Here is a 23,697-nt window from a genome sequence, read left to right on the forward strand (position 1 = left end):
CGCAAGAAGGGGTAAATCATGGAATGCCTATGTATTTGTGAGTCTGCAAACTGAGCCGCCATTGCGGATGCTGCATACAGTATTGGACGGCTTGTTCGGTGTTGGCCACGCGGGTGGGGCCGTCCATGGGTTGCAGGAAGAAATGCTCGAAATCCAGATGCGCAAAGCGTTCGGGCTGCGCGTTGGACTGCGGGTAGACCAGCTTTAGTTCGTTGCCGCGTTCGATCACGACGGGGGCTGTGCCTTTGGGGCTGACGCAGATCCAGTCGATGCCGGCGGGCGGCTTTAACGTGCCGTTGGTTTCGATGGCGACGGTGAATCCGCGCGCATGGATAGCGGCCAGCAACGCGGCGTCCAGTTGCAGCAACGGTTCGCCGCCCGTGAAGACGACATAGCGGTTTTCCATGCCATCGCCCCAGGACGCGGCGATGGTGTCGGCCAACAGGTCGGCCGTAGCGAACTTCCCGCCGCCGTCGCCGTCGGTGCCGATGAAATCGGTGTCACAGAACGTGCACGCGGCGCTGGCGCGATCGCTTTCGCGGCCGGTCCACAAATTACAGCCAGCAAACCGGCAAAACACCGCCGCGCGGCCCGCGTGGGCGCCTTCCCCTTGCAGGGTCTTGAATATTTCTTTGGCGGAGTAGGTCATAGGGGTGCTGGCGGCAATGCGCCTAGGGAATCGAGCAAAAGCGCATTATTTTACAAGGCGCGCGGACTCAGGGCCCAAATACCCCCGAAGCTGGCAGGCCAAGCGCTACGTGCGCCGTAAGTTCGCGTGTCAGCAGGGACGATTTTGCGTCACGAAGAGGATGCGCCGCCGAAGCCCTTCCTATAGACTGCGGCCCTATGTTTCATGTCCAAGATTCCCTCTATATAGACGAACGTGACCTGACGTTCACCATGATCCGCGCCCAGGGCGCGGGCGGCCAGAACGTCAACAAGGTTTCCAGCGCCGTCCACCTGCGTTTTGATGTGCGCGCGTCCAGCTTGCCGCCTGAAGTCCAGGAAGCACTGTGCGCCGTGAGCGATCACCGCATGTCCAAGGATGGCGTCATCGTCATCAAATCCCAGTCGTTTCGCAGCCAGGAAAAGAACCGGGCCGAAGCCATTGAACGCCTGGTTGCCATGGTGCGCTCGGCCATTCAGGTCGATAAACCGCGCCGCGCTACCAAGCCGACCCGGTCGTCGCAACGCCGCCGCGTGCAGCGCAAGGTGCTGCATGGCGAGGTCAAGCGGCTGCGGGGCAGGGTTCAGGGCGATTGATTCTGGCAGGCGCAAGAAAAATTGGGGACGATTCCATTCGGTTCAATAGCCCTTTTTGCCGCAGGGGCATGACTATATATCGTACATACCCGATATATGATTCGATAAATTGCGATATACCAATATGACCGCATTCGCTTCACCTTCCGATCAGACTGCCGCGCAACCCGGTATTGATGCCGACGCCATTCTCAAGGCGCTGGCCAATCCCGTGCGGCGCGACATTCTTACGTGGCTGAAGACACCGCAGGCGTATTTCGAGGAAAGCCCGGGCCACACCCTGGAACATGGGGTGTGCGCGGGCAAGATCGACGATCGCTGCGGTTTGTCCCAGTCCACGGTGTCGTCGCACCTGGCTGTCTTGCAACGCGCAGGCCTGGTGACGTCGACGAAGGTGGGGCAGTGGATATTTTTTCGTCGCAATGAACCCGTTATTGCCGCGTTTTTGCGGCAGTTGAACCAGGATATGTAGTCAGCCGCTACACGTCGCGCCCCAATGCCCGGGGCCAAAGGATTTTGCATGAGCACCCTGTTTGAACCCCTGCGCGCCGGCGACCTCACGCTGCGCAACCGTATCGTCATGGCGCCGTTGACCCGTCAGCGCGCAAGCGAAGGCCGCGTGCCTAACGACCTGATGCTTGAGTACTACACGCAGCGCGCCGGCGCCGGCATGATCTTGACCGAAGCCACGTCCGTGACGCCCGAAGGCGTGGGTTATGCCGACACACCGGGTTTGTGGTCCAACGAGCAGGTCAAGGGCTGGCGCAAGATTACGTCCGCCGTGCACGATAAGGACGGCTTGATCGTGGCGCAGCTGTGGCACGTGGGCCGTATTTCCGATCCGATCTTCTTGAATGGCGAACTGCCCGTGGCGCCCAGCGCCATTGCCGCCGAAGGCCATGTGAGCCATGTGCGCCCGAAACGCGCCTATGTCACGCCGCGCGCGCTGGAAACGGCCGAAGTAGAAGGCGTGGTCGAGGCTTACCGCCACGGCGCCAAGATGGCCCAGGAATCGGGTTTTGATGGCGTTGAAGTCCACGCCGCCAATGGTTATCTGCTGGACCAGTTCCTGCAAGACAGCACCAACCATCGCACCGATCAGTACGGCGGTTCGCTGGAAAACCGCGCGCGCCTGCTGCTGGAAGTGGTGGACGCCTGCATTGGCGTTTGGGGCGCGGGACGCGTCGGCGTGCATTTGTCGCCTCGTGGCGATATTCACACCATGGGCGACTCCAATCTGGCGGCCACCTTCCTGTATGTGGCGACGGAACTGGGCAAGCGCGGCATCGCATTCTTGTGCGCTCGTGAGCATGAAGCCGCAGACAGCCTGGGTCCGCAAATGAAGGCGGCCTTCGGCGGCGTGTACATCGCCAATGAAGGCTTTACGCGGGAATCCGCCGAAGCCGCCATCAAGGCGGGCAAGGCCGATGCCGTGGCGTTTGGCGTGCCTTACATTGCCAACCCCGATCTGGCGCGACGCTTTGAACTGAATGCACCGCTGAACAAGCCGGAGCCGTCCACGTTCTACGCGCAGGGCGCGACGGGCTACACGGACTATCCGGCACTGGCCTGAGCACCCATCCCCAGCCGGCCAATTCTGCAAGCCGCGTGTTGAGCCGCGCTTAAAACACGGCGCGCATCGGGTAGGAGAACAGCCCGAAGTGCGCCGCGTTCAGCCCCAGGTGCGCCAGCACGGCCGCGGCCAGTCCGCCGTACCGGTAGGCCACGCCATAGGCGGCGCCTGCCATGCCGGCCAGCACTATCCATTGCCAGCCGCCTGCGTAATGGGCCAGTCCAAACAGCACAGCGGCGACCGCAATCGCGGCGGCTGCGCCCCAGCGGTGATGCCGCCATTGCTGCGCCAGTTGCTGCTGCACATACCCCCTGAACAGCGCTTCTTCAGCCAGCGTAACCAGCAGCGCATTGTTGATCAGCCAGATCCATCCACTGTCCGGCCACTTGGGCGTCCAGCCCACGACTCCCATCGCCAGGGCATATCCCAAACAGATCAACACGGCGGCCGCGCAGGCCAGCACGGCTGTGATTAGCGTGCTACGAACATTGGCCGCCGTCACGGGCGGTGCAAGCGCCAGGATCACCCAAAAGGCAACAAGTGGTTTGTCCAGATTCAAATACATCTGAAACGGCACGGCGTCTGGCGTGAGCCGGGCAGGCGCGATGACCAGCGGATTATGGAACCCGGGCAGCAGATGCAGGAATAGTCCTGCGGCCAACGCCAGAAACAACGCATGACCAGCCGTGCGGGTGTAGGTGCTGGATGCGTCGCGGCGCACGCACACAGCCGCTACGATCAGCAGCGCGGGCCACGCCAGCGCCACCGGATCGATCACGCCATCGGCCCAGGCCCAGGCGTAGGCAACGCCCAATGGCGCCAACGACCAATGCCGGGCCGAGGCTGGTAGCCAAAGCATGGCAGCAGCAAGAAACAGGGCAGACCACGGCGTGAAGGCGGGCATCGGATCAGGGCGGACGCAAAGCGCAGAGTGTAAGCGGGCCGGGCTTTTCATTTGATCGCTTTCGGGCGACCATGCCGCATCGGCGGCTTATGCGCTCGCCGCGTATCCGGCGGACGAATTGTCCGTCAGCACCTGGAGTCAAAATGAAAACAATCGCGTGGTTGATGTTGGCCGCGGCCATTCTGCCGTTCGTATCGACGATCGTCGCCAAAGCAGGAGGCAGCAAATTCGACAACAACGATCCGCGAGCCTGGCTGGCGCGCCAAGAAGGATGGCGCGCGCGAGCCAACGCCGCGCAAATCAATACGTTTGAAGCGCTGCCGTTCTTCTATGCAGCGGTGCTGTTCGCGCTGTACAACCAGGCCTCGCCCGCGCACGTGGCTACGCTGATGGCATGCTGGCTTGGCGTGCGCCTGGGATATCTGGCGATGTACCTGGCAGGCTGGGGCGCGTTGCGTTCGCTCGTTTGGGCGATTGGCGTGGGCTTTGTGATCGCTATCGTGTTTTCGGGCGTGTAGCGTTCAGCGGCGCGTTGCCGCGATACGCGCGGGCGCTGGCCGGCGCGTATCGTTCATCCAGCGATTTTCGCTTATTTCCACTCGAACACGGCGCGCGTCGTGCCAGTGTTCTGCACGGTGACCTGCCGGTCTTGCGCACGGCCGTTGTAAGTGGCCGAAATCTTATAGCTGCCGGCAGGCAGCTTCACCAGCATGTACGGCCCTTCGGCCATGGCTTTCAAGACTTCCTTGCCTTGCGAGTCATGAATGGTGACTGCCACGCTGGCCACATAATCTGCCTTGCCATCGCGTTGCGCGGCAAAAGTCAGGGCCAGCGGGTAATCCTTGGCGGCGGCTTTCATGGATTCCGACTCATCGATACCGATGCCGCCGCTTACGTACTGCACCGAGCCTTGATGCTTGATCGGGGGCAGCGCCGCCTGCGCCGTGGACAAGACACCGGCAAGGGCCAGACCGCCCACTGCCATCATGGCGGCCAGCGTGCTGCGTTCAAATCGTTTGTTCATAAGGTTCTCCTGGATAGGACTGTTGCGGCCGCAGAGCGCCGCCATCACTAAGTGCGAGCTAACCGGGCTTCAACATAGATTTCGACCGGGCTGGGGGAATGGAGTTCGCGCCAGCGAGTCTGCGCGTTCAACCGATTGTTTCAACCGATTGTTTCAATGGATTATCCAAGCATATCGGCGGCCTTTTCCGACCGCCAGGAAAACGTCAATCTGCTTTCCCCGCTAACCGTGCCGTCGGGGGCGAAGCGCCTTTCATCCAGCTGACCACTGCCGTCATCACTCAGGGCCAATACGCTGGAACTCCGAGTGCCATAGTCCGGACTGACGATAAAAGGGCTGCTCAATAGTTTTTCGCGATCCTGTGGCAAGCCCGTGGCGGGCAGGTCATTGTCATCGGCCGGGTTGCGGTCGGCCAGGGCCGAAAACAGCGCAGGCAAGTCTGGCTGAGGCGTGTGGCGCAGCACGGCGGAAAATGCGGCTTTGGTCCGCGCCAGCTTGGGCCAGGGCGTGTCGAGCAAATGATTGGATAAGGCGTAAATACCTGGCGCCAACTGCATCGGGGCGCCGTTGCGGTTGCTCAAATACCAAGCTTGGCGCGTATCACCCACTATCAGGTTGAAGCCGTTATAGGCTTGATCCGCAACGTGTACGGCAGCCAGATAGTCAGCAGGCGGCGTGACTCCGCGCAGAAAGTCTTCAACCAGCGCGCCGCGAGAGGGCGCATCTGCCCGGTGCTGGCCGGGTTCCCGGAAGTTGGTCACCACCGCATATCGGCCGCCAGCCGTCACGCCCATCCAGGTGCCGCCCGCCACACCATCGCGTCCTGCGTAGACGTCAGGCGCGTCGTCCCACTGCGCTGCGGCATAGGTGCGGCGGGCGTGGAATTCGTCGCGGTTGGCGGCGATCAGGACGGGAATGCCCGGCAGGGTTTGCAGGGCCAGTACGGCGAGACACATGGTTCAGACCTGGTGAATGGGGTGTTTGGGAGCGCCAGCGCCGGGGGCGGCCGCGAAATCCGGGCCGGTCAGCGCCGCGCGCAAGGATTCGATTTCGGCGGCCACATCCTGCAACGCGGGAGAGGGCGCCGTGATGTGCTCCGCAGGCATGGGCAAGCCTAGTTCCACGGCTGTGCTCATCGTTTGCAAGGCGGTGGCGAGCTGCGCGGTTTGCGCGGCGCTGGGCGCGGCCGTGGCCGCTTGTGGTGACCACGCCGTATCAGAGATGGCGTTCGCCACGCGTTCAAGCGCCACTTCCACCGGCCACCACGCCAGCGCGCGGCGGCTGACCAGGCGCGGTTCGGACAGGCCGCGTTGCAGTGCGATGCGCAGGTCGGACAAGCGCGCATAGGCGCTTGCGCGCAGATCATGACGGCTGGCCGGATCAGCCTGGAATACCGTGTTGAGGTAGGCGGCCAGGGTGGACATCGCGGTGGATACGGCGTGATCCAGATTGTTCCGCTCGATGCGAATCCACGGCAGATACCCCACGAGCAGCACAATGGCTGCCGCCACGCCCACATCCACCAGCCGGGCCAGCGCGATGTACCAGCTGCCGGGTTGCAAGGCGCCGATCAACAGCATAAGAATTGGCAGCAGAATGGCCGAGAACAGGCCATAGTTGCGGCGGATGGACCAGGGCAGCAGGGACGCCAGCACCCCGACAGTGAGCAGGCTTGCCAGGCCATTGCGGTCCAGCGCCAGCACGGTGGCGCTGATCGCCACGCCCACCACGCTGCCGCCACAGCTTTGCAGGGCGCGCGCAAACACCGAACCAAAGTTGGGCTTGAAGATCACCACCACAATCAACGGCACCCAATACGACCGGGGCAACGATACCGCCAGCGCCACGGCTTCGGCGGCGATCAGGCACAGGCCAAGACGGATCAGATAACGCACCGTGGTGGGGCCGGGCCGGTAGGTCCGAGCCAGTACGCGCCATGGCGTTCGCGGGCGGACAGGGCCCAGAGTGGCAAGCGGGTCCCCTGTCTGTTGCCGCCCGCCATCCAACAAAGGCAGCGCCTGGGCCAGCGCATCGGCCAACTGCGGCATGTCGGCCAGACGCAAGGCTGCGATGTCGTCGCCCGGGTCCGGGTCTGCATTGTTTTCGACCCGGTCGGCCAGCCGGTTCATCACCCGGGCGCAGTCGGGCGGTACGACACGGCCCGCTCGTGCCAGCGCCATTGCGGCATTGGTCAGCGGCGTGCAGGCTTGCAATTGCGCCGCCAGACGCGCCAGGCGGGGCGACGGGCCGGCAGCGCGGCCACGCGCCGTCAGCAGAATGTCGTAGGCGTTGGTCATGGCCGCTTCCATGTCGCGCCGAGCTGCCATGATGCGCGACGTGCCGATGGCCGCAAACATGGCCGCAAGCTTGCGGTAGGCCATGGCGACCGCGGCGCGTTCAGGGGCAATCGGGTTGACCACCCAGCCCGACAGGGTCAGCGCCAGTCCGAAAATGCCGCCCGCGCCCACCAGTACGGACGGCAGCCACGGCGGTAGCGTAGAGGTCAGGCTCGAGCCCACGATGACATACACGGCGAATTGCAGTGTGGCGACTGCCGCGATGTTGTTGAAGGTGCCGATCAGGCTTGCCGCGAGCACCAGCACGGTCATCGCGCCCGATGTCAGCAGACCGTGTCCGGATATCAGATTGCCCAGCAGATAACCCAGCGCACCGCCAAATACGGTGGAGCCAATGGAAAGGGCGCGGTTGCGATAAGGGCCGCCGTTGTCGCCAGTGATGGCGGGCAAGGCGCCCAAGGCCACCAGCGCCGCCGCCGCGCTCTGATCCAGCGCCAGGCCAACGGCCGTCGGTAAACCGATAGCCAGCGCGGCGCGCAGCGCGACCCAGCGGCTGACGGGAGACGGCTCCATGTGCGCCAGGCTCATCAGCCAGCGCATGTTTGAGGTTCGGGCGGCGCGGGTCAGAGAGTGGCGGGACACAGTGGCCTCATGGCGCTGTCCGGCATCAGGTTTTGATCAGCGGGGCTTCTTCTGGCGCGGCCAGCCGGAAGTAGTCTTCGGTATTCAGCAAAATCGAGGCGTCCAGGCGGCCGGCATTGAATACGATCTGCTCGTGGCGATTGCGCAGGCTGGGGTCCACCAGCAAGTGCAGATCCGGATTGAAGGTAAAGGGCGGAATGGCGCCGATCTCGCAACCCGTCAGTTCCCGCGCCAGATCCTGCGAGGCCAATGAGGCCTTTTTGCCACCGGCTGCGCGGGCTATGGCGTCCAGGTCGGCCTGCTGATCGGCCGGAAACACCGCCAGCACGTTTTTTCGCAAGTTGGACGAGATCTTCACCCGGCAGACCAGCGCCTTGGCGCCTTGGCTGACCTCGGTGCCGCGGATGGCGGCGACCTCGACCGAGCGGCCGGCGGCGGGGTGTTCAAGCAGGCTGTACCGTGCCTGGTTCTGGGCAAGCAAGGCTTGCAGGCGTTCGAAGATTTCCATGTCTGGCCAAGGCGGCAAAAAAATGGCGGGCGCCGGGATTCGGCCCCGCACATCGCATGATACGCCCGGAGACTGGGGTCAGATATCTCCCGTGAAGGCGTAACCCCAACCCCAGACGGTGCGGATGGGCAACTCAAGGTTCATATCGTGCGCCTTGCGCCGTAAACGGCTGACCACCACGTCAGTGCGGCGGATGGATTCGCGTCCGGCTTGCGGGTCCAGCCCTGGCGTCTCGCCGCGTGGCAAACGCTTGTCGGCGGACGCCGTGAGCTTGAGCAGGAACTCGCGCTCGGCCAGAGTCAGCGACAGACGCGTGCCTTGCGGGCTGACGAGCGTCCATGAGGCGTCCAGGAATTGCCATTTGCCCGCTGCTTCGACGGTGGCGGGTGGAGTGACGGGTGCGCGCGGCTCGGCGTCGCCGCCCGGTGCGCGGCGGCCGGTCGCCGGCACGCGGCGCACCAAGGCTTGCAGCGCCGCTGCGATTTCAGAAGTGGCTACGTCGGGTTGAAAGCAGGCATCCGCCCCGCAATGCAGCCCCAAAATGCGGTTTTCGGGCGAATCGAAGGCGGAAACCGCAACGATGCCCGCAGTGGTATCCATGGCGCGCAGACCTGCGACGGCCATGCAAAGGTCGGAAAATTCGGCTTCCATTACCAGCAATGGCGTGCGGCGCGCCTGGAACAGGCGGAACAAACCATTGGAGTCCTCGCAACGGCGAGGTGAGAATCCCATGCCTGCCAAGGCGTCGCTGCGGCGCACTCGTTGGGCGGGGTCGGGAGAGAAGACGATCAGGTCTAGTAAGTCGTTCATGAATCGTTGTGATCTGTGCAGCTTGAGCGCTTGCATGATGCTACGAACACTACGGTTTCCTAAACCTTGCACAACACTACTTTCGTACCCGAATTCTCAGACATGATTACCAGGCATCTGTTAAGCGCGCGTTAACCCCGCGCTATCGAACAGTGTTTTATTTTTCGGCTTCGTTCCACCAGCCGCCGCCCAGCGCTTGCAGCAACGCGGCGGTGTCGGCGTATCGCGCGGCATCGGCCTGCGTGCGGGCGATGCGCGTGTTCAACAACTGCCGCTGGCTGTCCAGCAAGCTCAGGTGACTGATGCCGCCAGCTTGGTAGCGGCCTTGCGCAATGCGCTCGGCATCTGCCGCGCGGCGCCATGCGTCGTCATACGCCTGGAAGGCGTCGCCGTCGGTTTGCACGGCGCGCAAGGCATCGGCAACCTGCCGGAATCCGTCCAGCACGGTCTGTTGGTAGGCGGCTGACGCGGCATCGTAGGCGGCCTCGGCAGAGCGTTTGCGCGCGCGCAGTTCACCGCCGCGAAACAGCGGTTGCACCAAGCCCAGGCCCAGGTTCCACACGTTCACGCCATCGGTCAACTCGCCCGCGCGCGTGCGTTGCGAACCGAAGCTGGCGGTCAGGGTGAACTGCGGATATTGATTGGCGGTAGCCACGCCCACATCGGCGGAAGCCTTATGCCACAGGGCTTCTGCGGCCAGGATGTCCGGGCGCTGGCGCGTGAGTGCGGAAGGGATGCCGGTGGGCACATCCGCAGGCAGCGTCAGGTCTGATAAACGCAACGGCGCGCTTTGCAGGGCAGCAGGTGGTTGGCCTAGATACACCGCAAGTTGATGGGACACCTGGGACAGTTGCTGCTCAAGCGGCGGCAGGGTTGCACGGGTCTGGGCCACCAGTAATTCCTGGTTGCGCAGGTCGGCTTGCGATACGCCGCCCGCAGCAACGCGCTGGGCCATGATGTCTTGCTGCCGGATCTGCGCCGCGAGCAGATCGTGGCTTGCAGCCAGCCGTTCAGACAGATCGGCCTGTTTGATGGCGGCGGTGACCACGTTGGCGGCCAGGGACATGCGTGCCGCTTGCAGCTCGTGCGCCTGATAGTCCAACTGCGCGGCCATGCCTTCCAGCGCGCGGCGGTTGCCGCCAAAGACATCCAGCGTGTAGGACACATCGATTGACGCGTTGTACAGCGTGAAGGGCGGCGGTTGCACCGCTACCGGCACGCCGTAAGCGGCGGGGTCCACTTTTTTGCGCGCCGCGGACAGATTGGCGTCCACCGACGGCAACGTGCGTCCGCCCGTTTCGGCATTCAGATCTTCGGTAGCCTGACGCAAGCGGGCACGCGCTTCTTCCAACGTGGGGCTGGCGTCCAGCGCCTGGCGGACCAATTGGTCCAGCGCTTCGGATTGGAACAGGCGCCACCATTGGGCTGGAATGTCGGCGCCGGCTTGCAGCCGTTGGCCGCCTGGAGCGGCAGCGGGCTCTTGCGGCGCCGTGTAGGACGCGACATCGGGCGCGGCAGGCTTCTTGAAGTCCGGGCCGACGGTGCAGCCAGCGATCAGCATCAGCGGCAGCAACGCGGTCATCGCGGGCCGCAGCCGCGGCATGTGATTGCGTCGAGTGTCAGCGAAAAAGGGCAGGCGGGCAGGGCGGTGCATGGCGCGTCAATCCAGGGTTCGGCGGTAGAACTTCACGGCGGCGGTCATGACGACCACGGTAAACAACAGCAGCGGCCAGATGCTGGGCCACAAATCCCACCAGCCGTTACCCTTGAGCAAGATGCCGCGGATCAGCCGGTTGAAGTGAGTGAGCGGCAGCAGATTGCCCAGGTATTGCGCCCACATCGGCATGCCCTTGAACGGGAACATGAAACCCGAAAGCAGCATATTGGGCAGGAAATAAAACATGGTCAGCTGCATCGCCTGCAACTGATTTTGCGCAATCGACGACAAGGTGATGCCTACGGTCAGATTGGCGGCCACAAACAGCAGCGCGGCCAGATAGACGGACAGCAGGCTGCCTTGTATCGGGACGTGGAATACAAGATGCGCGGCGAGCAGGATGATCGTTGCCTGGATCAGACCGATGGCGATGTAGGGCACGATCTTGCCGGTCATGACCTCGATCGGCCGCACCGGCATCGCCAGCAGATTTTCCATCGTGCCGCGCTCTCGTTCGCGTGTCATCGCCAAGCCCGTCATCATCACCAGCGTCATGGTCAGGATGACGCCCATCAAGCCGGGCACGGTGTTGTATTGCGAAATCTGCTCTTCGTTGTAGAGCTGGTGCACCTGCACGTCGAAAGGCGGCTGGCCGCCAGCAAGGCTGGCAAGCGGTCCGGTCAGATCTTTTTGGGCGACGGCCTGGGTCAGCTGCGTGACCGCGCCCAGGGCCATGCCGGTTGCCATGGGGTCGGTGGCGTCCGCTTCGATCAGCAGCGCCGGGCGTTCGCCGCGCAGCAGGCGGCGCGAGAAGTCCGGCGGAATCGTCAAGACGAACAGCACGCGGCCCTGGGCCAGCGCCGCGCGCCCGGCTTCCTCGTTGTCCAGTTCTTCGGTGATGTGGAAGTAGTCAGACGACTTCATCGCCGCGACAAAGCTGCGCGTGAAAGGGCTGTGGTCAGCCGTGATGACGGCGGTGGGCATCTGCTTGGGGTCGGTGTTGATGGCGTAGCCAAACAGCGCCAGCTGCATGATGGGCAGGCCCACGATCATGCCGAACGTGATGCGGTCGCGGCGCAGTTGCAGGAATTCTTTCAGCACCATGCTCCACCAGCGCGACCAGGAAAAACCTTGCAGTTGCCGCATCATGCCGGCCTCGCGAAGTTGTCGGTGGACCGGTTCATCAAGTAGATGAAGACATCCTCCAGGCTGGTGTCGATGCGTTCCAGCCGCAGGTCCTGGCCGGCGATGGCTTGGCGCAGGGTGCGTTCCAGCAGCTCGGCGTCCTGGCCGCTGACGTGCAGCGCGGACCCGAATGCCACGGTCTGGTCCACACCGGGCGCGCCACGCAGCTGTTTCCCAAGCGGCACCAGGTTATGGCCATGGATGGCCCAGGTGGTCAGGCGCTGTTCAGCAATGACTTGGTCGGCGGTGCCTTGCGTCAGCAGCCGGCCGTATGAGATATAGGCCAGCTTGTGGCAGCGTTCGGCCTCGTCCATGTAGTGCGTGCTGACCAGCACCGAAATCCCGCGCGCGGCCAGCTCATGCAGTTGCTCCCAGAAGTCGCGCCGCGCCGTCGGGTCCACTCCCGCGGTAGGTTCGTCCAGCAACAGCAAGCGCGGCTGATGCAGCAAGCACGCCGCCAACGCCAGCCGTTGCTTCCAGCCGCCCGACAGCGATCCCGTCAATTGTTTGGCGCGGCTTTGCAGCCCCAGTTCTTCCAGTGCGCGGTCGACGGTCTCTTGACGTTCGGGCATGCCATACATGCGCGCCACGAAGTCCAGGTTCTCGCGGATGGTCAAGTCATCCCAGTACGAGAACTTTTGCGTCATATAACCCACATGCCGCTTGATTTGCGCGCTGTCGCGCAGAATGTCAAAACCCAGGCATGTGCCACTGCCGGAATCCGGCGTGAGCAGGCCGCACATCAGCCGGATGCACGTGGTCTTGCCGCTGCCGTTGGGTCCAAGAAAGCCGAATATCTCGCCTTCCTGCACCTGCAACGACACATCGTTAACGACGTGTTTATCGCCAAAGTGTTTATTCAAACCACGAACGTCGATAACGGCATTGGCGGGCGTACTCATTGCAGGGTGGCCTCCACAGGCTGCCCCGGATGCAGCCGCGCCGCGGCTTCGGGCACCGGACGCGCTTCAACCATATACACAAGCTTGCTACGGCTTTCGCGGCTATAGATGACGGGCGGCGTGTATTCGGCCTGCGTCGACACATAGTCGATATGCACTGGTACCGGATCGCCGCAGGCGTCACACCGCAGCATGGCCTGCTGGCCGATCTTCAGCGACCCCACCACGGTTTCAGGCACGAAGAAGCGCACCTTGATATTGCCGGGCGGCAGCAGGCTGACGACCGGGCTGCCCGCAGGCACCCATTCGCCCACCCGGTAGAGCGTGTCAAAGACCTGCCCGGCAGCGGGCGAGGCCAGGCGCTTTTGCGCCAGAGTCCATTCCGCCTGCGCCAGCGTGGCCTTGGCGGCATCCACCTGCGCGGCCTGTGCGCGGCGCTGGTCATCGCGCCCAGGCAACCGGGCAACTTCCAACTGCGCCTTCAGCTCCCGCACCCGGGCGGCATCCGATTGCGCCTGTTCGCGGCTGTCGTCCAGTTGCGCGCGGGCGATGCCCCCGATGCGGAACTGGGCCGTATCGCGTTGCAGCTGGCTGGCCGAACGCCTGCTGGCGGCTTCCGCCTGCGCCAATTGAGCGCGGCTGACGTCGACCTCGGGCGGGCGCTTGCCGGTGCCTATGTCTTCCAGCTGGGCGATGGCCGCTGCCAACTGCGCACTGGCCTGATCCCGGGCGGCACGCTCGCGCGTGGCCTCCAGCGCGAACAAGGGGGCGTCGGGCGTCACCTGTTGGCCGCGCTTGACGTTCAGCGCATCCAGCCGGCCGGCTTCCGACGACGCAACGTAGACATAATCGCCTTCGACATAACCTTGATAAAACGCGTTGTGATCATTGCCGCAGCCGGCAAGCAATAGCAGTAGTGACGCGGCAGAGGCGGCGGGCAGGGTGCGGCGGAACACGGATAGGGTACGCATGGTCAGCATCCGGGGAGGGCGGGGGTAGAGGGGGGGGGCGGGGGAGAACAGCCCGCCGCACAGCATGGCGGTGGCATGCGCCGCGATGGCGTCAGTGTCAATCGCCTGGGCCTTGGGGTCGCCTTGCCAAATGCGCCGCCATAGATTGGACGTGGCGAGCGGCAGCAAGGTCAGACCCAAAATGGACAGGAACACCAGCCGGGGTTCGACACCCGGCGTGATGGCGCCGCGTTGCTGGGCCTGCGCGATCAGTCCGGCAAAGACCTGCAAACGCTCGGACGGCAGATGGCGCAGGACGCGTTCCCGCAACTGGCCGCCTTCGTTGACGACTTCGTGCATCCACAAGGCGGGTAGCCAGGGCCGCTCGCCTGCGCTTTGCGCCACCCGTTTGACGATTTCGGTGATGAGCCCGCGCGCAGCGGCAGCTGGGTCTTGTTGCGGGTCTGCCGTCAGCGGCACAGGCGCCCAGACAAAACCTATGACCGGCACCACGCGTTCCAGCACGACGGCATCCAGCAATTGGTCGCGGCTTTTGAAGTAGTAGTGAACCATCGCGGGCGTCACGCTGGCGCGGCGGGCGATATGCGCAATGGTGGTGGCCGCCACACCCTGCGCGGCGAAAAGGCCGGTCGCAAGGTCCAGCAGATTGTCGCGGACGGCGGCATTGTCAGGACGCGCTGGGCGGCCGGGACGACGAGAGGCGGGGGGAGCAATGGGGCACATCTGCCGGATTCTAATTAAGTATTTAATTAATTAAAAGGGGTGCGACCGTCAGGGTTACAAAGCGGCGATCCGGGCATCGATGGTGTAATGGGCCGGTTCTCCCCCCCATCTTGCCACCCGGGTATTGCCCGCAAGGCCCGGGCGGCTTCCAGCAGAGGCTGTACCGCTATGACGCAATCGTCTTTGACCAATCGCCGTGTCGTGCTTGCCGCAAGGCCCCACGGCGAGCCCACTGACAAGGACTTCCGCCTGGAAACGGGCGAGGTTCCGCAACCTGGCGCTGGCCAGGTGCTGCTGCGCACCGTTTACCTGTCGCTGGACCCCTATATGCGCGGCCGCATGAGCGACGCGCCTTCTTACGCTGAACCCGTGCAGATCGGCCAGCCCATGGTGGGTGGCACGGTCACGCGCGTGCATGCGTCCAAGCATCCGGATTACAAGCCCGGCGATTGGGTGCTGGCGCAGTCGGGGTGGCAGGACTACGCCCTGTCCGATGGCGAGGGTTTGGTGCGCCTGGGCGCCAACCCGCAGCATCCCTCTTATTCGCTTGGTGTTTTGGGCATGCCCGGTTTCACCGGGTACATGGGGCTGCTGGATATTGGTCAGCCCAAAGCGGGTGAGACCGTGGTGGTGGCTGCTGCCAGCGGCGCGGTCGGCGCGGTCGTCGGGCAGATTGCCAAGATTCACGGCTGCAAGGTGGTGGGGATTGCGGGCGGGCAGGACAAATGCCGGTACGTGGTCGACGAACTGGGCTTTGACGAATGCCTGGACCATAAGGCGCCAGATCTGCCCGGCCGTCTGGCCCGCGCGGTGCCTAAGGGCATTGATGTGTATTTTGAGAACGTGGGCGGCGCGGTGTTTGATGCCGTGCTTCCGCTTTTGAATCCGCGTGCCCGGGTGCCGGTGTGCGGGCTGATCTCGGCCTACAACGCGACCAGCCAGCCCGAAGGCCCGGACCGCCTGGCTCTGTTGATGCGCACCATTCTGACCAAGCGGTTGAAGATGCAGGGCTTCATCATTTTCAACGAATACGCGCATCGCTATGGCGAATTCCGCGAGGCGATGGAAGACCTGATCAAGCAAGGCCGTATCAAGTATCGCGAAGACGTGGTCGAGGGTTTGGAAAATGCGCCGCGCGGCCTGATCGGCCTGCTGAAAGGCGAGAACGCCGGTAAGCGCATTGTGCGCGTCGGCCCGGATGAACTGAGCGCAAATTGACGGAGTGCCCCATGAATATTCTGATCGTGCTGACTTCCCACGACACGCTGGGCAAGACGGGCCGCAAGACGGGTTTCTGGCTTGAGGAATTTGCGGCGCCATACTATGCGTTCGTCGACGCAGGTGCGACGGTGACGCTGGCCTCGCCGCTAGGCGGGCAGCCGCCGCTGGACCCCAAGAGCGATGACCCGGATGCGCAAACCGACGACACGCGGCGCTTCCGCCAAGACGCGGACGCGCAACGCCAACTGGCCTCCACGCGCCGCTTGGCCGAGGTGCAAGCCGCCGATTTCGACGCGGTGTTTTATCCCGGCGGCCATGGGCCGTTGTGGGACCTGGCCGAAGACTCCAAATCGGTGTCGTTGATTGAAACGATGTTGGCGGCGGGCAAACCTGTGTCAGCCGTATGTCATGCGCCGGGCGTGCTGAGACATGCGAAGACGGCGGATGGCAAGCCGTTGGTGCAAGGGCGTCAGGTCACTGGATTTTCCAATGCGGAAGAGGCGGCCGTGCAGTTGACGGACGTGGTGCCGTTTCTGGTGGAGGATGAATTGATAAAGCTGGGCGGCATCTACAGCAGCGGCCCCGACTGGCAGCCGCATGTGGTCAGCGATGGTTTGTTGGTCACTGGCCAGAACCCGGCGTCGTCGGTTGGCGTGGCGCAGGCGCTGCTGGATCGCTTGAAGCATTAACGCTCGAGTTGCGGCCCGCTCTGAGTCGTGCCGCTAATCTCATTGGAATGCTGCGGAGTGTGTCAGAATTGCTACTTTCTGACACACGCATGGCGTTCCGTTGCAACGCCATGCATCACTTCCTGATGCCTCCAGACGTACCCATATTTCCCGAAGGTTCCTGTGTTGCGGCGCTGTACGCCGCTATGCGGGCGAGAGACCCGGCCACAGGCCGGCACTGCCACAGGGTAGTCGCGTTAAGCGTGGCATTGGCCCAAGCCTGTGGCCTGCCCAAAGACGAACTGGATGCCATCGCTGTCGCTGCGCGCTTGCACGATGTTGGCAAGATTGGCACGCCGGATCGCGTGTTGTTTTCGCCAACGCGTCTGGAGCGCGATGACTGGGAAATCATGAAGTCGCACGCTGCGGTTGGCGCCGACATCATCATGCACAGCGATATACCCCAGCGCGAAATGATCGCGCTTGCAGTCCGCCACCATCATGAACATTTCGATGGGTCAGGCTATCCGGCAGGCCTGTCAGGCCACGACATTCCGCTGCACTCGCGCATTATTTCGCTGGCGGATTCGTATGATGCGCTGGGCGACAGCCGCCCCTATCACCCGGCGCGCACACACGCCGAGATCATGCGCATCCTGCACCAGGAAGCAGGCGCCAAGTGCGACCCTGACCTGCTGCGCTTGTTTGAATCGATGATTCAAACAAGCCCGCTAAAAGTGCCGTAGATGGGTGTGGCGCGAAGAGCGTCTCTCGCGCCGTGCCTATCCTACAACCGGTATGTCGCCGCTACCACGGCCAGTTCTTGCAGGCTGCGCTGCTGCCATGCGGCGTCATGGCCCAATTCTTCGGCCAGAATGCGCGTGACTTCGGGGGCGGCCAGCATCGCGGCTTCGCTATCCAGGAACAGCGCGCGGTTGCGGCGTGCCAGAACGTCTTCGGGGCTGCGTGCCAATTCGAAACGCGCTGCAAAACGTACATGCGCTTCGGTCAGGCCGCTGGCCTTGACCAGCATGCGGTCGGCTCCGGGCAATGCCTTCAACGTGGCCAGATCGCTGCCGTAATAGCTGTCAGGTGTGCCCGCGTGCTCTTGCGACGGGGTCAGACCCGACGCGCCGTGCAGCGGCAGCGATTCCGTGCGGCAGCTCGCTTGGGTCAGCAACTGGTGCTGGATCGCGGTATCCACCACATCCTGCGCCATGCGGCGGTAGGTGGTCCATTTGCCGCCCGTCACCGTCACCAGCCCCGCGTTGGACACCAAAATAGTGTGTTCACGCGACAACTGCTTCGTGGACGCATCGCCCGTGGCCTTCACCAGCGGACGCAAACCTGCCCAGACGCTTGTGACGTCATCGCGCGTAGGCTTGCGGCTCAGATAGCGCGCTGCCGTGCTCAAAATAAAGTCCACATCTTGCGCGCCGGCTTCCGGGTCCAAGGGCAGGTCGCCGCGAGGGGTGTCGGTTGTGCCCACGATGGTGTGGCCATTCCATGGCACCACGAACAGCACGCGGCCATCGTCGGTCTTGGGGATCAGGATGGCGCGCTTGCCCGGCAAGAAATCCTGCGGCAAGGTCAGATGCACGCCCTGGCTCGGCGCCACCATGGTCTGCGCATTCTTGTCTTCCATGCGGCGCACGGCGTCTACCCAAACCCCCGTAGCGTTGATCACGCAGCGCGCGCGCAAGCTGATCGAGTTGCCGCCGATCACGTCTTGCGCCGTCACGCCGTCCACCTTGCCGCCCGTGGTGGTCAAGCCCGTAGCGCGTACATAGTTGACGGCGGTGCCGCCCAAGTCGAACAGCGTGCGCATCAAGCTCATGGCCAGACGCGCATCGTCGAACTGGCCGTCGTAGTACAGCACGCCGCCCTTCAAGCCGCGGCCATTCACCTTTTCAGACAGAGTCGGCGCGTTTGCCAGCGTTTCGCGGCGCGACAGCCAGCGGCTGGGAGCCAGATTCAGTTTGCCGGCCAGCATGTCGTACATCTTCAGGCCGATGCCGTAGAAGGGCTGGTCAAACAAGTTGTAGGCAGGCACCACAAAGCCCAACGGCCACACCAGGTGGGGGGCGTTGCGGTTGAGCAGGCCGCGCTCATGCAGGGCCTCGCGCACCAGACTGACGTTGCCTTGGGCCAGGTAACGGACGCCGCCGTGCACCAGTTTGGTGGCCTTGCTGGACGTGCCCTTGGCAAAGTCCGCGCCCTCGATAAGCAGGGTCCGATAACCGCGCGATGCGGCATCCACGGCAGTGCCCAGGCCGGTCGCGCCGCCGCCGATGACGATGACGTCCCATGACGGCGTGTTGTCCAAGGTGGACAGCAGGCGGTTGCGATCGGGCGGGGTGACGTTGGCTAACTGTTGGTTCATAGAGTTTTGCGGCGGCGCCGCTCGTTAAGTCTTCGGTGTTTCGTGTCCAGGGGCCGGTTGCGGCGAGCCCGGTCAGTCGTCGGATGTCTCGGTATGCGCGTTGCCGGCGGGCGCGTTCGGCGCCGCGGCGACCTCGCAACGCACGCCCGAGTCGAGCAGCACTTGGGCCAACGGTTCCTGCGGATGCGCGTCGGTAAAGAAACGGTCTATCTGTGAGATATGCGCCAGTTCCACCATGGCCTGGCGCTTGAACTTGCTGCTGTCGGCGGCCAGCCAGACTTCGCGCGATTGTTCGATGATGGTGCGGGCCACGCGCACTTCGCGAAAGTCGTAGTCGCGCAGCGTGCCGTCGGCTTCGATACCCGAAATGCCGATCAGCCCGATATCCACCTTGAACTGGCGGATGAAGTCCATCGTGGCTTCGCCCACAATGCCGCGATCGCGAGAACGCACGACGCCGCCGGCCACGATGACCTCGCAATCGGGGTTGTCGGAAAGAATGTCCGCCACATGCAGATTGTTCGTAATCACGCGCAAGCCACGATGGCGCAGCAGGGCGCGCGCGATGGCTTCGGTGGTAGTCCCAATATTCAGGATCAGCGAACAGCCGTCAGGCACGGCGCGCGCCACCGCTTCGGCAATGCGCTGCTTGCCCGCTGCATGCAGCCCTTGGCGCTTGCGGTAGGCAATGTTCTCGATGGTGGACGCTTCAATGCGCACACCGCCATGAAAGCGCGACAACAGGCCGGCTTCCGAAAGAATATTCACATCCCGCCGCACAGTTTGCAGCGTGACGTCAAAGCGTTTGGCGAGCTCTTCGATGGATGCCGAGCCCTGGGCCCGCACCATTTCGATCAAGGCGCTCTGTCGTGGATTCAATGTCATGTTCGTATCATAAAACAACAAAAGCGAAAAATAATGCCGCACTGCAAGATTGTTTTTTGTTCGCTTCTTGAGTAAAACGCACAAAAAACGAAAGCCATCTGAAAGAGTATGCTCATCCTGTTGCTCGTTTAAGCGCAGGTTGCGACGCTGTACCGAATACCGAAGTCCGTAAAAAACAGGGACGTATAAGTAGGTAGAGGAGACTAGATGCAGCTGACCCTGGACAGGATTGCGTTGCGCGCCGGCTCGCAGACGCACCTGTATCCCATGAGCCTGGCTCCCGTTCCGGGCGCTATGACGGTATTGCTGGGGGTGACCTTGGCGGGCAAAACCTCGCTGATGCGCATCATGGCCGGGCTGGACCGGCCCACCGAAGGCCGGGTCCTGGCCGATGGCGCTGATGTCACCGGCGTCCCGGTGCGCCGCCGCAATGTGGCCATGGTGTATCAGCAGTTCATCAACTATCCCTCGATGTCGGTCTACGACAACATCGCGTCACCGCTGAAACTGCGGGGGGCAGGGGACGTGCGCGAAAAAGTGCGCGCCATGGCCGCGCGTCTGCACATCGACCATTTGTTGGAACGCTATCCGTCTGAACTATCGGGCGGACAGCAGCAGCGCGTGGCGCTGGCCCGCGCGCTGGCCAAGGATGCCCCGCTGATATTGCTGGACGAGCCTCTGGTCAATCTGGATTACAAGCTGCGCGAAGAATTGCGCGACGAACTTTCCGAATTGTTCGCCGAAGGCCGCTCTACGGTCGTATACGCCACGACCGAACCGGGCGAGGCTCTGTTGCTGGGAGGCCACACGGCAGTGCTCGACGCCGGTGAGCTGCTGCAATACGGCCCCACGGCCGAGGTATTCCATCGACCCAACTCCATCCGGGTGGCGCGCGCCTTCAGCGACCCGCCTATGAACCTGTTCGCAGCCCGGCGCAGCGAAAGCGGATTTGTGCTGCAAGGCGATCTGAACGTTGACCGGGAGATGCCGCAGGATGCCGGCCCCGAACTCACCGCTGGTTTGCGCGCGGGCGCCCTGGATATCGAAGCGCGGCCTGGCCATATCGGCTTGCCCGGCGTGGTGAAACTGGCCGAGATTTCTGGATCTGACACGTTCGTTCATGCGCGGACGGCGGCGGGCGATGTCGTCGCGCAGTTGCCCGGCGTGCATCGCTACAAGCTGGACGAGCGGGTGCAACTGTATTTCGATCCTGCCCAGACCTATGCCTTCGGGGCCAACGGCGCGCTGCTGGCGGCTCCCCGCCAGCCTGCCGGAGCGGGCGAGGTGGCCTGATGTCGCAGATCGAACTCGACCTGTCCCATTCCTACGTCGCCGACCCCAAGACCGACGAGGACTACGCCTTGCTGCCCTTGCGGTTCACGTTCGAGGACGGCGGCGCCTATGCCTTGCTGGGCCCATCCGGCTGCGGCAAGACCACGCTGCTCAATTGCGTGTCTGGCCTGCTGCGCCCCTCGCACGGCCGCATTCTGTTCGACGGCCAGGACGTTACCGCCAAGACGCCGCAGGCGCGCAACATCGCGCAGGTGTTCCAGTTTCCGGTCGTGTACGACACGATGACGGTGGCCGAGAATCTGGCGTTTCCGTTGCGCAACCGCGGGATTCCCGCAGACCGCATCCGCGAACGCGTGGGCCGCATTGCCGAGATGCTGGAAATGTCTGCCGTGTTGAACCGCCGCGCAAGCGGGCTGACCGCTGACGCCAAACAGAAGATCTCGCTGGGACGCGGGCTCGTGCGCAGCGACGTGTCGGCTATTTTGTTTGATGAACCGCTGACGGTGATCGACCCCCAGCTGAAGTGGGAACTGCGCCGCAAGCTCAAAGAAATCCACCACGAGTTCAAGCTGACGCTGATCTACGTCACACACGACCAGACCGAGGCGCTGACCTTTGCGGATCAGGTCATGGTGATGGCGCGCGGCCGTGCAGTCCAGGTGGGCACCGCAGATGATCTGTTTGAGCGTCCGGCGCATACCTTTGTCGGCCATTTCATCGGATCGCCCGGCATGAATTTTCTGCCCGCCCAATGGCGTGACGGCGTTTTGACTGTGGGGCAAAGCCGCGTTGACGGCATAGGCGGCGAACTGGCCGCCACGCTGGCAGGCGCGGGTCCGGTCAAGCTGGGCGTGCGTCCCGAATACCTGCGCGTGACGGAGCCAGGCGCAACGGGCGCCGTGCCGATGCGCGTGGACCGTGTGCAAGATGTGGGCACCTATACCTTGCTGGTGGCCGACTTTGAAGGCACCCCCGTGCGCGCCCGCCTGGGCAGCAATATCGTCCCTGTTGCGGCAGGGGGCACGGTATGGCTGTCGGTGCTGAACCCGCACACCTGCTTTTATCGCGACGAGGCGCTGATCCCATGAAACCCATCGATCACCGGGCCTGGTTCCTGGTCCTGCCCGTTGTGTTGTGCGTGGCGTTTTCCGCCATCCTGCCCTTGATGACGATCGTCAACTACTCGGTGCAGGACATTATTTCGCCGGAGCGGCGCGTCTTTGTCGGCACCGAATGGTTTGCCGCCGTCTTGCAAGACGAAGAGCTGCATGGCGCCTTGTTCCGGCAGATTGGCTTTTCACTGGCGGTGCTGGCTATTGAGATTCCCTTGGGCATCCTGCTGGCCTTGTCCATGCCCGCTGGCGGCTGGCGGGCGTCTGCGGTGCTGGTGATCATTGCGCTGTCTTTGCTGATTCCGTGGAACGTGGTCGGCACCATCTGGCAGGTGTTTGGCCGCACCGACATTGGCCTGCTCGGGGCTGCCTTGACGTGGTTGGGCGTGGACTACAACTACACCGGCAACGATGTGGACGCCTGGGTCACGGTACTGGTGATGGACGTGTGGCACTGGACGCCGCTGGTCGCGCTGCTGTGTTATGCGGGCTTGCGCGCCATTCCCGACGCCTATTACCAGGCGGCGCGCATCGATGGCGCGTCCCGCTTCGCGGTGTTCCGCTACATCCAATTGCCCAAAATGCGCGGCGTGCTGATGATTGCGGTGCTGCTGCGCTTTATGGACAGCTTCATGATCTACACCGAGCCCTTCGTCCTGACGGGCGGCGGGCCGGGCAACGCCACCACCTTTCTGTCGCAATACCTGACGCAAAAGGCAGTCGGCCAATTTGATCTGGGCCCGGCGGCCGCGTTTTCAATCATCTACTTCCTGATCATTCTGCTGCTGTGTTTCATCCTCTATAGCTGGATGCAGCGCGCCGGCACCGCGGGCGGCGTCGACGAGGAGCGTGCAAATGCGTGACAACTCCACCTGGTGGCGCGGCGCCTTCCTGACGCTGTACCTGGTGTTCGCCATCCTGCCGCTGTATTGGATGCTGAACATGTCGTTCAAGACCAATACCGAGATCGTCAGCACGCTGACGCTATGGCCGCGCGACTTCACCTTCGAGCACTACCGGACCATCTTCACGGACCCGGCGTGGTATTCCGGCTATATCAATTCATTGATCTATGTCGTCATCAATACCGTGATCTCGCTCGCGGTGGCGTTGCCCGCCGCCTATGCGTTTTCACGCTACCGCTTCATTGGCGACAAGCACGTGTTCTTCTGGCTGCTGACCAACCGCATGACGCCGCCTGCGGTCTTCCTGCTGCCGTTTTTTCAGCTCTACAGCTCGGTCGGGCTGATGGACACGCATCTGGCGGTGGCGCTGGCGCATCTGGTGTTCAACGTGCCGTTGGCCGTATGGATTCTGGAAGGCTTCATGTCTGGCGTGCCGCGCGAGATCGATGAAACCGCCTACGTCGATGGCTATTCGTTTCCGCGCTTTTTCCTGACGATCTTTTTGCCGCTGATCAAGTCGGGCGTGGGCGTGGCGGCGTTCTTCTGCTTCATGTTCAGCTGGGTGGAGTTGCTGCTGGCGCGCACCCTGACCTCGGTCAACGCCAAACCCATCGTCGCCACGATGACACGCACCGTTTCTGCATCCGGGATGGATTGGGGGGTACTGGCCGCGGCGGGCGTATTGACCATCGTGCCGGGCGGCATCGTCATCTGGTTCGTGCGGCATTACATCGCGAAGGGTTTCGCGATGGGCCGCGTATAGGAGGCGCG

24 protein-coding genes and 1 pseudogene are annotated in these 23,697 nt (G+C 63.2%); 11 read left to right on the forward strand and 14 right to left on the reverse strand.

The window, feature by feature from the left end; translation table 11 throughout:
• Window positions 1-16: 16 nt before the first annotated feature.
• Entirely contained in the window at window positions 17-649 is a 633-nt protein-coding gene (queE, locus tag RAS12_RS05350; protein WP_306945865.1) for a 7-carboxy-7-deazaguanine synthase, read from the reverse strand.
• A 197-nt stretch (window positions 650-846) separates the two neighbouring features.
• Here queE and arfB point away from each other — a divergent pair, with 197 nt between their 5' ends.
• From arfB to RAS12_RS05365, 3 genes are all read left to right on the forward strand, one after another.
• On the forward strand, window positions 847-1,263 hold the full coding sequence (arfB, locus tag RAS12_RS05355) for an alternative ribosome rescue aminoacyl-tRNA hydrolase ArfB (protein WP_306945867.1): 417 nt from the start codon (window positions 847-849) through the stop codon (window positions 1,261-1,263).
• Between the two features lie 124 nt (window positions 1,264-1,387).
• Entirely contained in the window at window positions 1,388-1,735 is a 348-nt protein-coding gene (locus RAS12_RS05360) for an ArsR/SmtB family transcription factor (protein ID WP_306945870.1), read from the forward strand.
• Between the two features lie 48 nt (window positions 1,736-1,783).
• Window positions 1,784-2,836 carry an alkene reductase gene (locus RAS12_RS05365; protein WP_306945871.1) on the forward strand — a complete coding sequence of 351 codons (1,053 nt, stop codon included), beginning with the start codon at window positions 1,784-1,786 and terminating at the stop codon, window positions 2,834-2,836.
• 49 nt (window positions 2,837-2,885) lie between these two features.
• Here RAS12_RS05365 and RAS12_RS05370 read toward each other — a convergent pair whose 3' ends face one another.
• Complete coding sequence (locus tag RAS12_RS05370; RefSeq protein ID WP_306945873.1) at window positions 2,886-3,740, reverse strand: CPBP family intramembrane glutamic endopeptidase; 855 nt, start codon at window positions 3,738-3,740, stop codon at window positions 2,886-2,888.
• A gap of 143 nt (window positions 3,741-3,883) precedes the next feature.
• On the opposite strand from RAS12_RS05370, the gene RAS12_RS05375 reads away from it, so the two are divergent.
• Window positions 3,884-4,258 (forward strand): MAPEG family protein, encoded by a 375-nt coding sequence (locus RAS12_RS05375; protein WP_306945875.1) that lies wholly within the window; start codon window positions 3,884-3,886, stop codon window positions 4,256-4,258.
• Window positions 4,259-4,329: 71 nt separating this feature from the next.
• Here RAS12_RS05375 and RAS12_RS05380 read toward each other — a convergent pair whose 3' ends face one another.
• The 10 genes and pseudogenes from RAS12_RS05380 to RAS12_RS05425 all read right to left on the reverse strand — a co-directional run.
• On the reverse strand, window positions 4,330-4,764 hold the full coding sequence (locus tag RAS12_RS05380) for a flagellar hook assembly protein FlgD (protein ID WP_306945877.1): 435 nt from the start codon (window positions 4,762-4,764) through the stop codon (window positions 4,330-4,332).
• Between the two features lie 161 nt (window positions 4,765-4,925).
• Window positions 4,926-5,720, reverse strand: coding sequence for an NRDE family protein (locus tag RAS12_RS05385; protein WP_306945879.1), 795 nt, complete (start codon window positions 5,718-5,720; stop codon window positions 4,926-4,928).
• Between the two features lie 3 nt (window positions 5,721-5,723).
• Window positions 5,724-7,703: an FUSC family protein gene (locus tag RAS12_RS05390; RefSeq protein ID WP_306945881.1), complete on the reverse strand. Its 1,980-nt coding sequence runs from the start codon at window positions 7,701-7,703 to the stop codon at window positions 5,724-5,726.
• Between the two features lie 25 nt (window positions 7,704-7,728).
• Window positions 7,729-8,211: a YbaK/prolyl-tRNA synthetase associated domain-containing protein gene (locus tag RAS12_RS05395; RefSeq protein ID WP_306945883.1), complete on the reverse strand. Its 483-nt coding sequence runs from the start codon at window positions 8,209-8,211 to the stop codon at window positions 7,729-7,731.
• A 78-nt stretch (window positions 8,212-8,289) separates the two neighbouring features.
• The gene (locus tag RAS12_RS05400) at window positions 8,290-9,021 is read right to left on the reverse strand and encodes a response regulator transcription factor (protein ID WP_306945885.1); all 732 of its coding nucleotides are present in this window, start codon (window positions 9,019-9,021) and stop codon (window positions 8,290-8,292) included.
• 157 nt (window positions 9,022-9,178) lie between these two features.
• The gene (locus RAS12_RS05405) at window positions 9,179-10,624 is read right to left on the reverse strand and encodes an efflux transporter outer membrane subunit (protein ID WP_371321292.1); all 1,446 of its coding nucleotides are present in this window, start codon (window positions 10,622-10,624) and stop codon (window positions 9,179-9,181) included.
• Window positions 10,625-10,681: 57 nt separating this feature from the next.
• Window positions 10,682-11,827, reverse strand: coding sequence for an ABC transporter permease (locus RAS12_RS05410; protein WP_306945887.1), 1,146 nt, complete (start codon window positions 11,825-11,827; stop codon window positions 10,682-10,684).
• The gene (locus RAS12_RS05415) at window positions 11,824-12,765 is read right to left on the reverse strand and encodes an ABC transporter ATP-binding protein (RefSeq protein WP_306945889.1); all 942 of its coding nucleotides are present in this window, start codon (window positions 12,763-12,765) and stop codon (window positions 11,824-11,826) included. Before RAS12_RS05415 ends, RAS12_RS05410 begins: the two co-directional genes overlap by 4 nt.
• Window positions 12,762-13,736, reverse strand: a complete 975-nt coding sequence (locus RAS12_RS05420) for an HlyD family secretion protein (RefSeq protein WP_306951313.1) — start codon at window positions 13,734-13,736, stop codon at window positions 12,762-12,764. The genes RAS12_RS05415 and RAS12_RS05420 overlap by 4 nt, the downstream gene beginning before the upstream one ends.
• Window positions 13,737-13,850: 114 nt before the next feature.
• Window positions 13,851-14,459, reverse strand: a pseudogene (locus tag RAS12_RS05425) (TetR/AcrR family transcriptional regulator); the annotation flags it as partial.
• A gap of 168 nt (window positions 14,460-14,627) precedes the next feature.
• Between RAS12_RS05425 and curA the strand changes: the two are divergent.
• From curA to RAS12_RS05440, 3 genes are all read left to right on the forward strand, one after another.
• Entirely contained in the window at window positions 14,628-15,677 is a 1,050-nt protein-coding gene (gene curA / locus RAS12_RS05430) for an NADPH-dependent curcumin/dihydrocurcumin reductase (protein ID WP_306945892.1), read from the forward strand.
• A gap of 11 nt (window positions 15,678-15,688) precedes the next feature.
• Window positions 15,689-16,369 carry a type 1 glutamine amidotransferase domain-containing protein gene (locus tag RAS12_RS05435; RefSeq protein WP_306945894.1) on the forward strand — a complete coding sequence of 227 codons (681 nt, stop codon included), beginning with the start codon at window positions 15,689-15,691 and terminating at the stop codon, window positions 16,367-16,369.
• 125 nt (window positions 16,370-16,494) lie between these two features.
• Window positions 16,495-17,094 (forward strand): HD-GYP domain-containing protein, encoded by a 600-nt coding sequence (locus RAS12_RS05440; RefSeq protein ID WP_306951315.1) that lies wholly within the window; start codon window positions 16,495-16,497, stop codon window positions 17,092-17,094.
• A 41-nt stretch (window positions 17,095-17,135) separates the two neighbouring features.
• Here the strand turns inward: RAS12_RS05440 and RAS12_RS05445 are convergent, their stop codons facing one another.
• Both RAS12_RS05445 and RAS12_RS05450 read right to left on the reverse strand, forming a co-directional pair.
• Window positions 17,136-18,731: a glycerol-3-phosphate dehydrogenase/oxidase gene (locus RAS12_RS05445; RefSeq protein ID WP_306945897.1), complete on the reverse strand. Its 1,596-nt coding sequence runs from the start codon at window positions 18,729-18,731 to the stop codon at window positions 17,136-17,138.
• Window positions 18,732-18,803: 72 nt separating this feature from the next.
• Window positions 18,804-19,616: a DeoR/GlpR family DNA-binding transcription regulator gene (locus RAS12_RS05450; protein ID WP_306945899.1), complete on the reverse strand. Its 813-nt coding sequence runs from the start codon at window positions 19,614-19,616 to the stop codon at window positions 18,804-18,806.
• A 207-nt stretch (window positions 19,617-19,823) separates the two neighbouring features.
• Here RAS12_RS05450 and RAS12_RS05455 point away from each other — a divergent pair, with 207 nt between their 5' ends.
• Genes RAS12_RS05455 through RAS12_RS05470 form a run of 4 tightly spaced genes read left to right on the forward strand, consistent with a single transcriptional unit; the run spans window position 19,824 to window position 23,689 of the window.
• Window positions 19,824-20,909 (forward strand): ABC transporter ATP-binding protein, encoded by a 1,086-nt coding sequence (locus tag RAS12_RS05455; RefSeq protein ID WP_306945901.1) that lies wholly within the window; start codon window positions 19,824-19,826, stop codon window positions 20,907-20,909.
• Window positions 20,909-21,997: an ABC transporter ATP-binding protein gene (locus RAS12_RS05460; protein ID WP_306945904.1), complete on the forward strand. Its 1,089-nt coding sequence runs from the start codon at window positions 20,909-20,911 to the stop codon at window positions 21,995-21,997. The genes RAS12_RS05455 and RAS12_RS05460 overlap by 1 nt, the downstream gene beginning before the upstream one ends.
• Complete coding sequence (locus RAS12_RS05465; RefSeq protein WP_306945906.1) at window positions 21,994-22,884, forward strand: carbohydrate ABC transporter permease; 891 nt, start codon at window positions 21,994-21,996, stop codon at window positions 22,882-22,884. The genes RAS12_RS05460 and RAS12_RS05465 overlap by 4 nt, the downstream gene beginning before the upstream one ends.
• Complete coding sequence (locus tag RAS12_RS05470; RefSeq protein WP_306945908.1) at window positions 22,877-23,689, forward strand: carbohydrate ABC transporter permease; 813 nt, start codon at window positions 22,877-22,879, stop codon at window positions 23,687-23,689. The genes RAS12_RS05465 and RAS12_RS05470 overlap by 8 nt, the downstream gene beginning before the upstream one ends.
• The last annotated feature ends 8 nt before the right edge of the window (window positions 23,690-23,697 follow it).

The sequence above is a fragment of the Achromobacter seleniivolatilans genome (genome assembly GCF_030864005.1).
In the GTDB taxonomy this organism is placed as follows: Bacteria; Pseudomonadota; Gammaproteobacteria; order Burkholderiales; family Burkholderiaceae_B; genus Achromobacter; species Achromobacter seleniivolatilans.

Coding starts and splice junctions, on each gene's coding strand:
- queE (WP_306945865.1), bottom strand. CDS start 649: ATGACCTACTCCGCCAAAGAAATATTCAAGACCCTGCAAGGGGAAGGC.
- arfB (WP_306945867.1), top strand. CDS start 847: ATGTTTCATGTCCAAGATTCCCTCTATATAGACGAACGTGACCTGACG.
- RAS12_RS05360 (WP_306945870.1), top strand. CDS start 1,388: ATGACCGCATTCGCTTCACCTTCCGATCAGACTGCCGCGCAACCCGGT.
- RAS12_RS05365 (WP_306945871.1), top strand. CDS start 1,784: ATGAGCACCCTGTTTGAACCCCTGCGCGCCGGCGACCTCACGCTGCGC.
- RAS12_RS05370 (WP_306945873.1), bottom strand. CDS start 3,740: ATGCCCGCCTTCACGCCGTGGTCTGCCCTGTTTCTTGCTGCTGCCATG.
- RAS12_RS05375 (WP_306945875.1), top strand. CDS start 3,884: ATGAAAACAATCGCGTGGTTGATGTTGGCCGCGGCCATTCTGCCGTTC.
- RAS12_RS05380 (WP_306945877.1), bottom strand. CDS start 4,764: ATGAACAAACGATTTGAACGCAGCACGCTGGCCGCCATGATGGCAGTG.
- RAS12_RS05385 (WP_306945879.1), bottom strand. CDS start 5,720: ATGTGTCTCGCCGTACTGGCCCTGCAAACCCTGCCGGGCATTCCCGTC.
- RAS12_RS05395 (WP_306945883.1), bottom strand. CDS start 8,211: ATGGAAATCTTCGAACGCCTGCAAGCCTTGCTTGCCCAGAACCAGGCA.
- RAS12_RS05400 (WP_306945885.1), bottom strand. CDS start 9,021: ATGAACGACTTACTAGACCTGATCGTCTTCTCTCCCGACCCCGCCCAA.
- RAS12_RS05405 (WP_371321292.1), bottom strand. CDS start 10,624: ATGCCGCGGCTGCGGCCCGCGATGACCGCGTTGCTGCCGCTGATGCTG.
- RAS12_RS05410 (WP_306945887.1), bottom strand. CDS start 11,827: ATGATGCGGCAACTGCAAGGTTTTTCCTGGTCGCGCTGGTGGAGCATG.
- RAS12_RS05415 (WP_306945889.1), bottom strand. CDS start 12,765: ATGAGTACGCCCGCCAATGCCGTTATCGACGTTCGTGGTTTGAATAAA.
- RAS12_RS05420 (WP_306951313.1), bottom strand. CDS start 13,736: ATGCGTACCCTATCCGTGTTCCGCCGCACCCTGCCCGCCGCCTCTGCC.
- curA (WP_306945892.1), top strand. CDS start 14,628: ATGACGCAATCGTCTTTGACCAATCGCCGTGTCGTGCTTGCCGCAAGG.
- RAS12_RS05435 (WP_306945894.1), top strand. CDS start 15,689: ATGAATATTCTGATCGTGCTGACTTCCCACGACACGCTGGGCAAGACG.
- RAS12_RS05440 (WP_306951315.1), top strand. CDS start 16,495: ATGCCTCCAGACGTACCCATATTTCCCGAAGGTTCCTGTGTTGCGGCG.
- RAS12_RS05445 (WP_306945897.1), bottom strand. CDS start 18,731: ATGAACCAACAGTTAGCCAACGTCACCCCGCCCGATCGCAACCGCCTG.
- RAS12_RS05450 (WP_306945899.1), bottom strand. CDS start 19,616: ATGACATTGAATCCACGACAGAGCGCCTTGATCGAAATGGTGCGGGCC.
- RAS12_RS05455 (WP_306945901.1), top strand. CDS start 19,824: ATGCAGCTGACCCTGGACAGGATTGCGTTGCGCGCCGGCTCGCAGACG.
- RAS12_RS05460 (WP_306945904.1), top strand. CDS start 20,909: ATGTCGCAGATCGAACTCGACCTGTCCCATTCCTACGTCGCCGACCCC.
- RAS12_RS05465 (WP_306945906.1), top strand. CDS start 21,994: ATGAAACCCATCGATCACCGGGCCTGGTTCCTGGTCCTGCCCGTTGTG.
- RAS12_RS05470 (WP_306945908.1), top strand. CDS start 22,877: ATGCGTGACAACTCCACCTGGTGGCGCGGCGCCTTCCTGACGCTGTAC.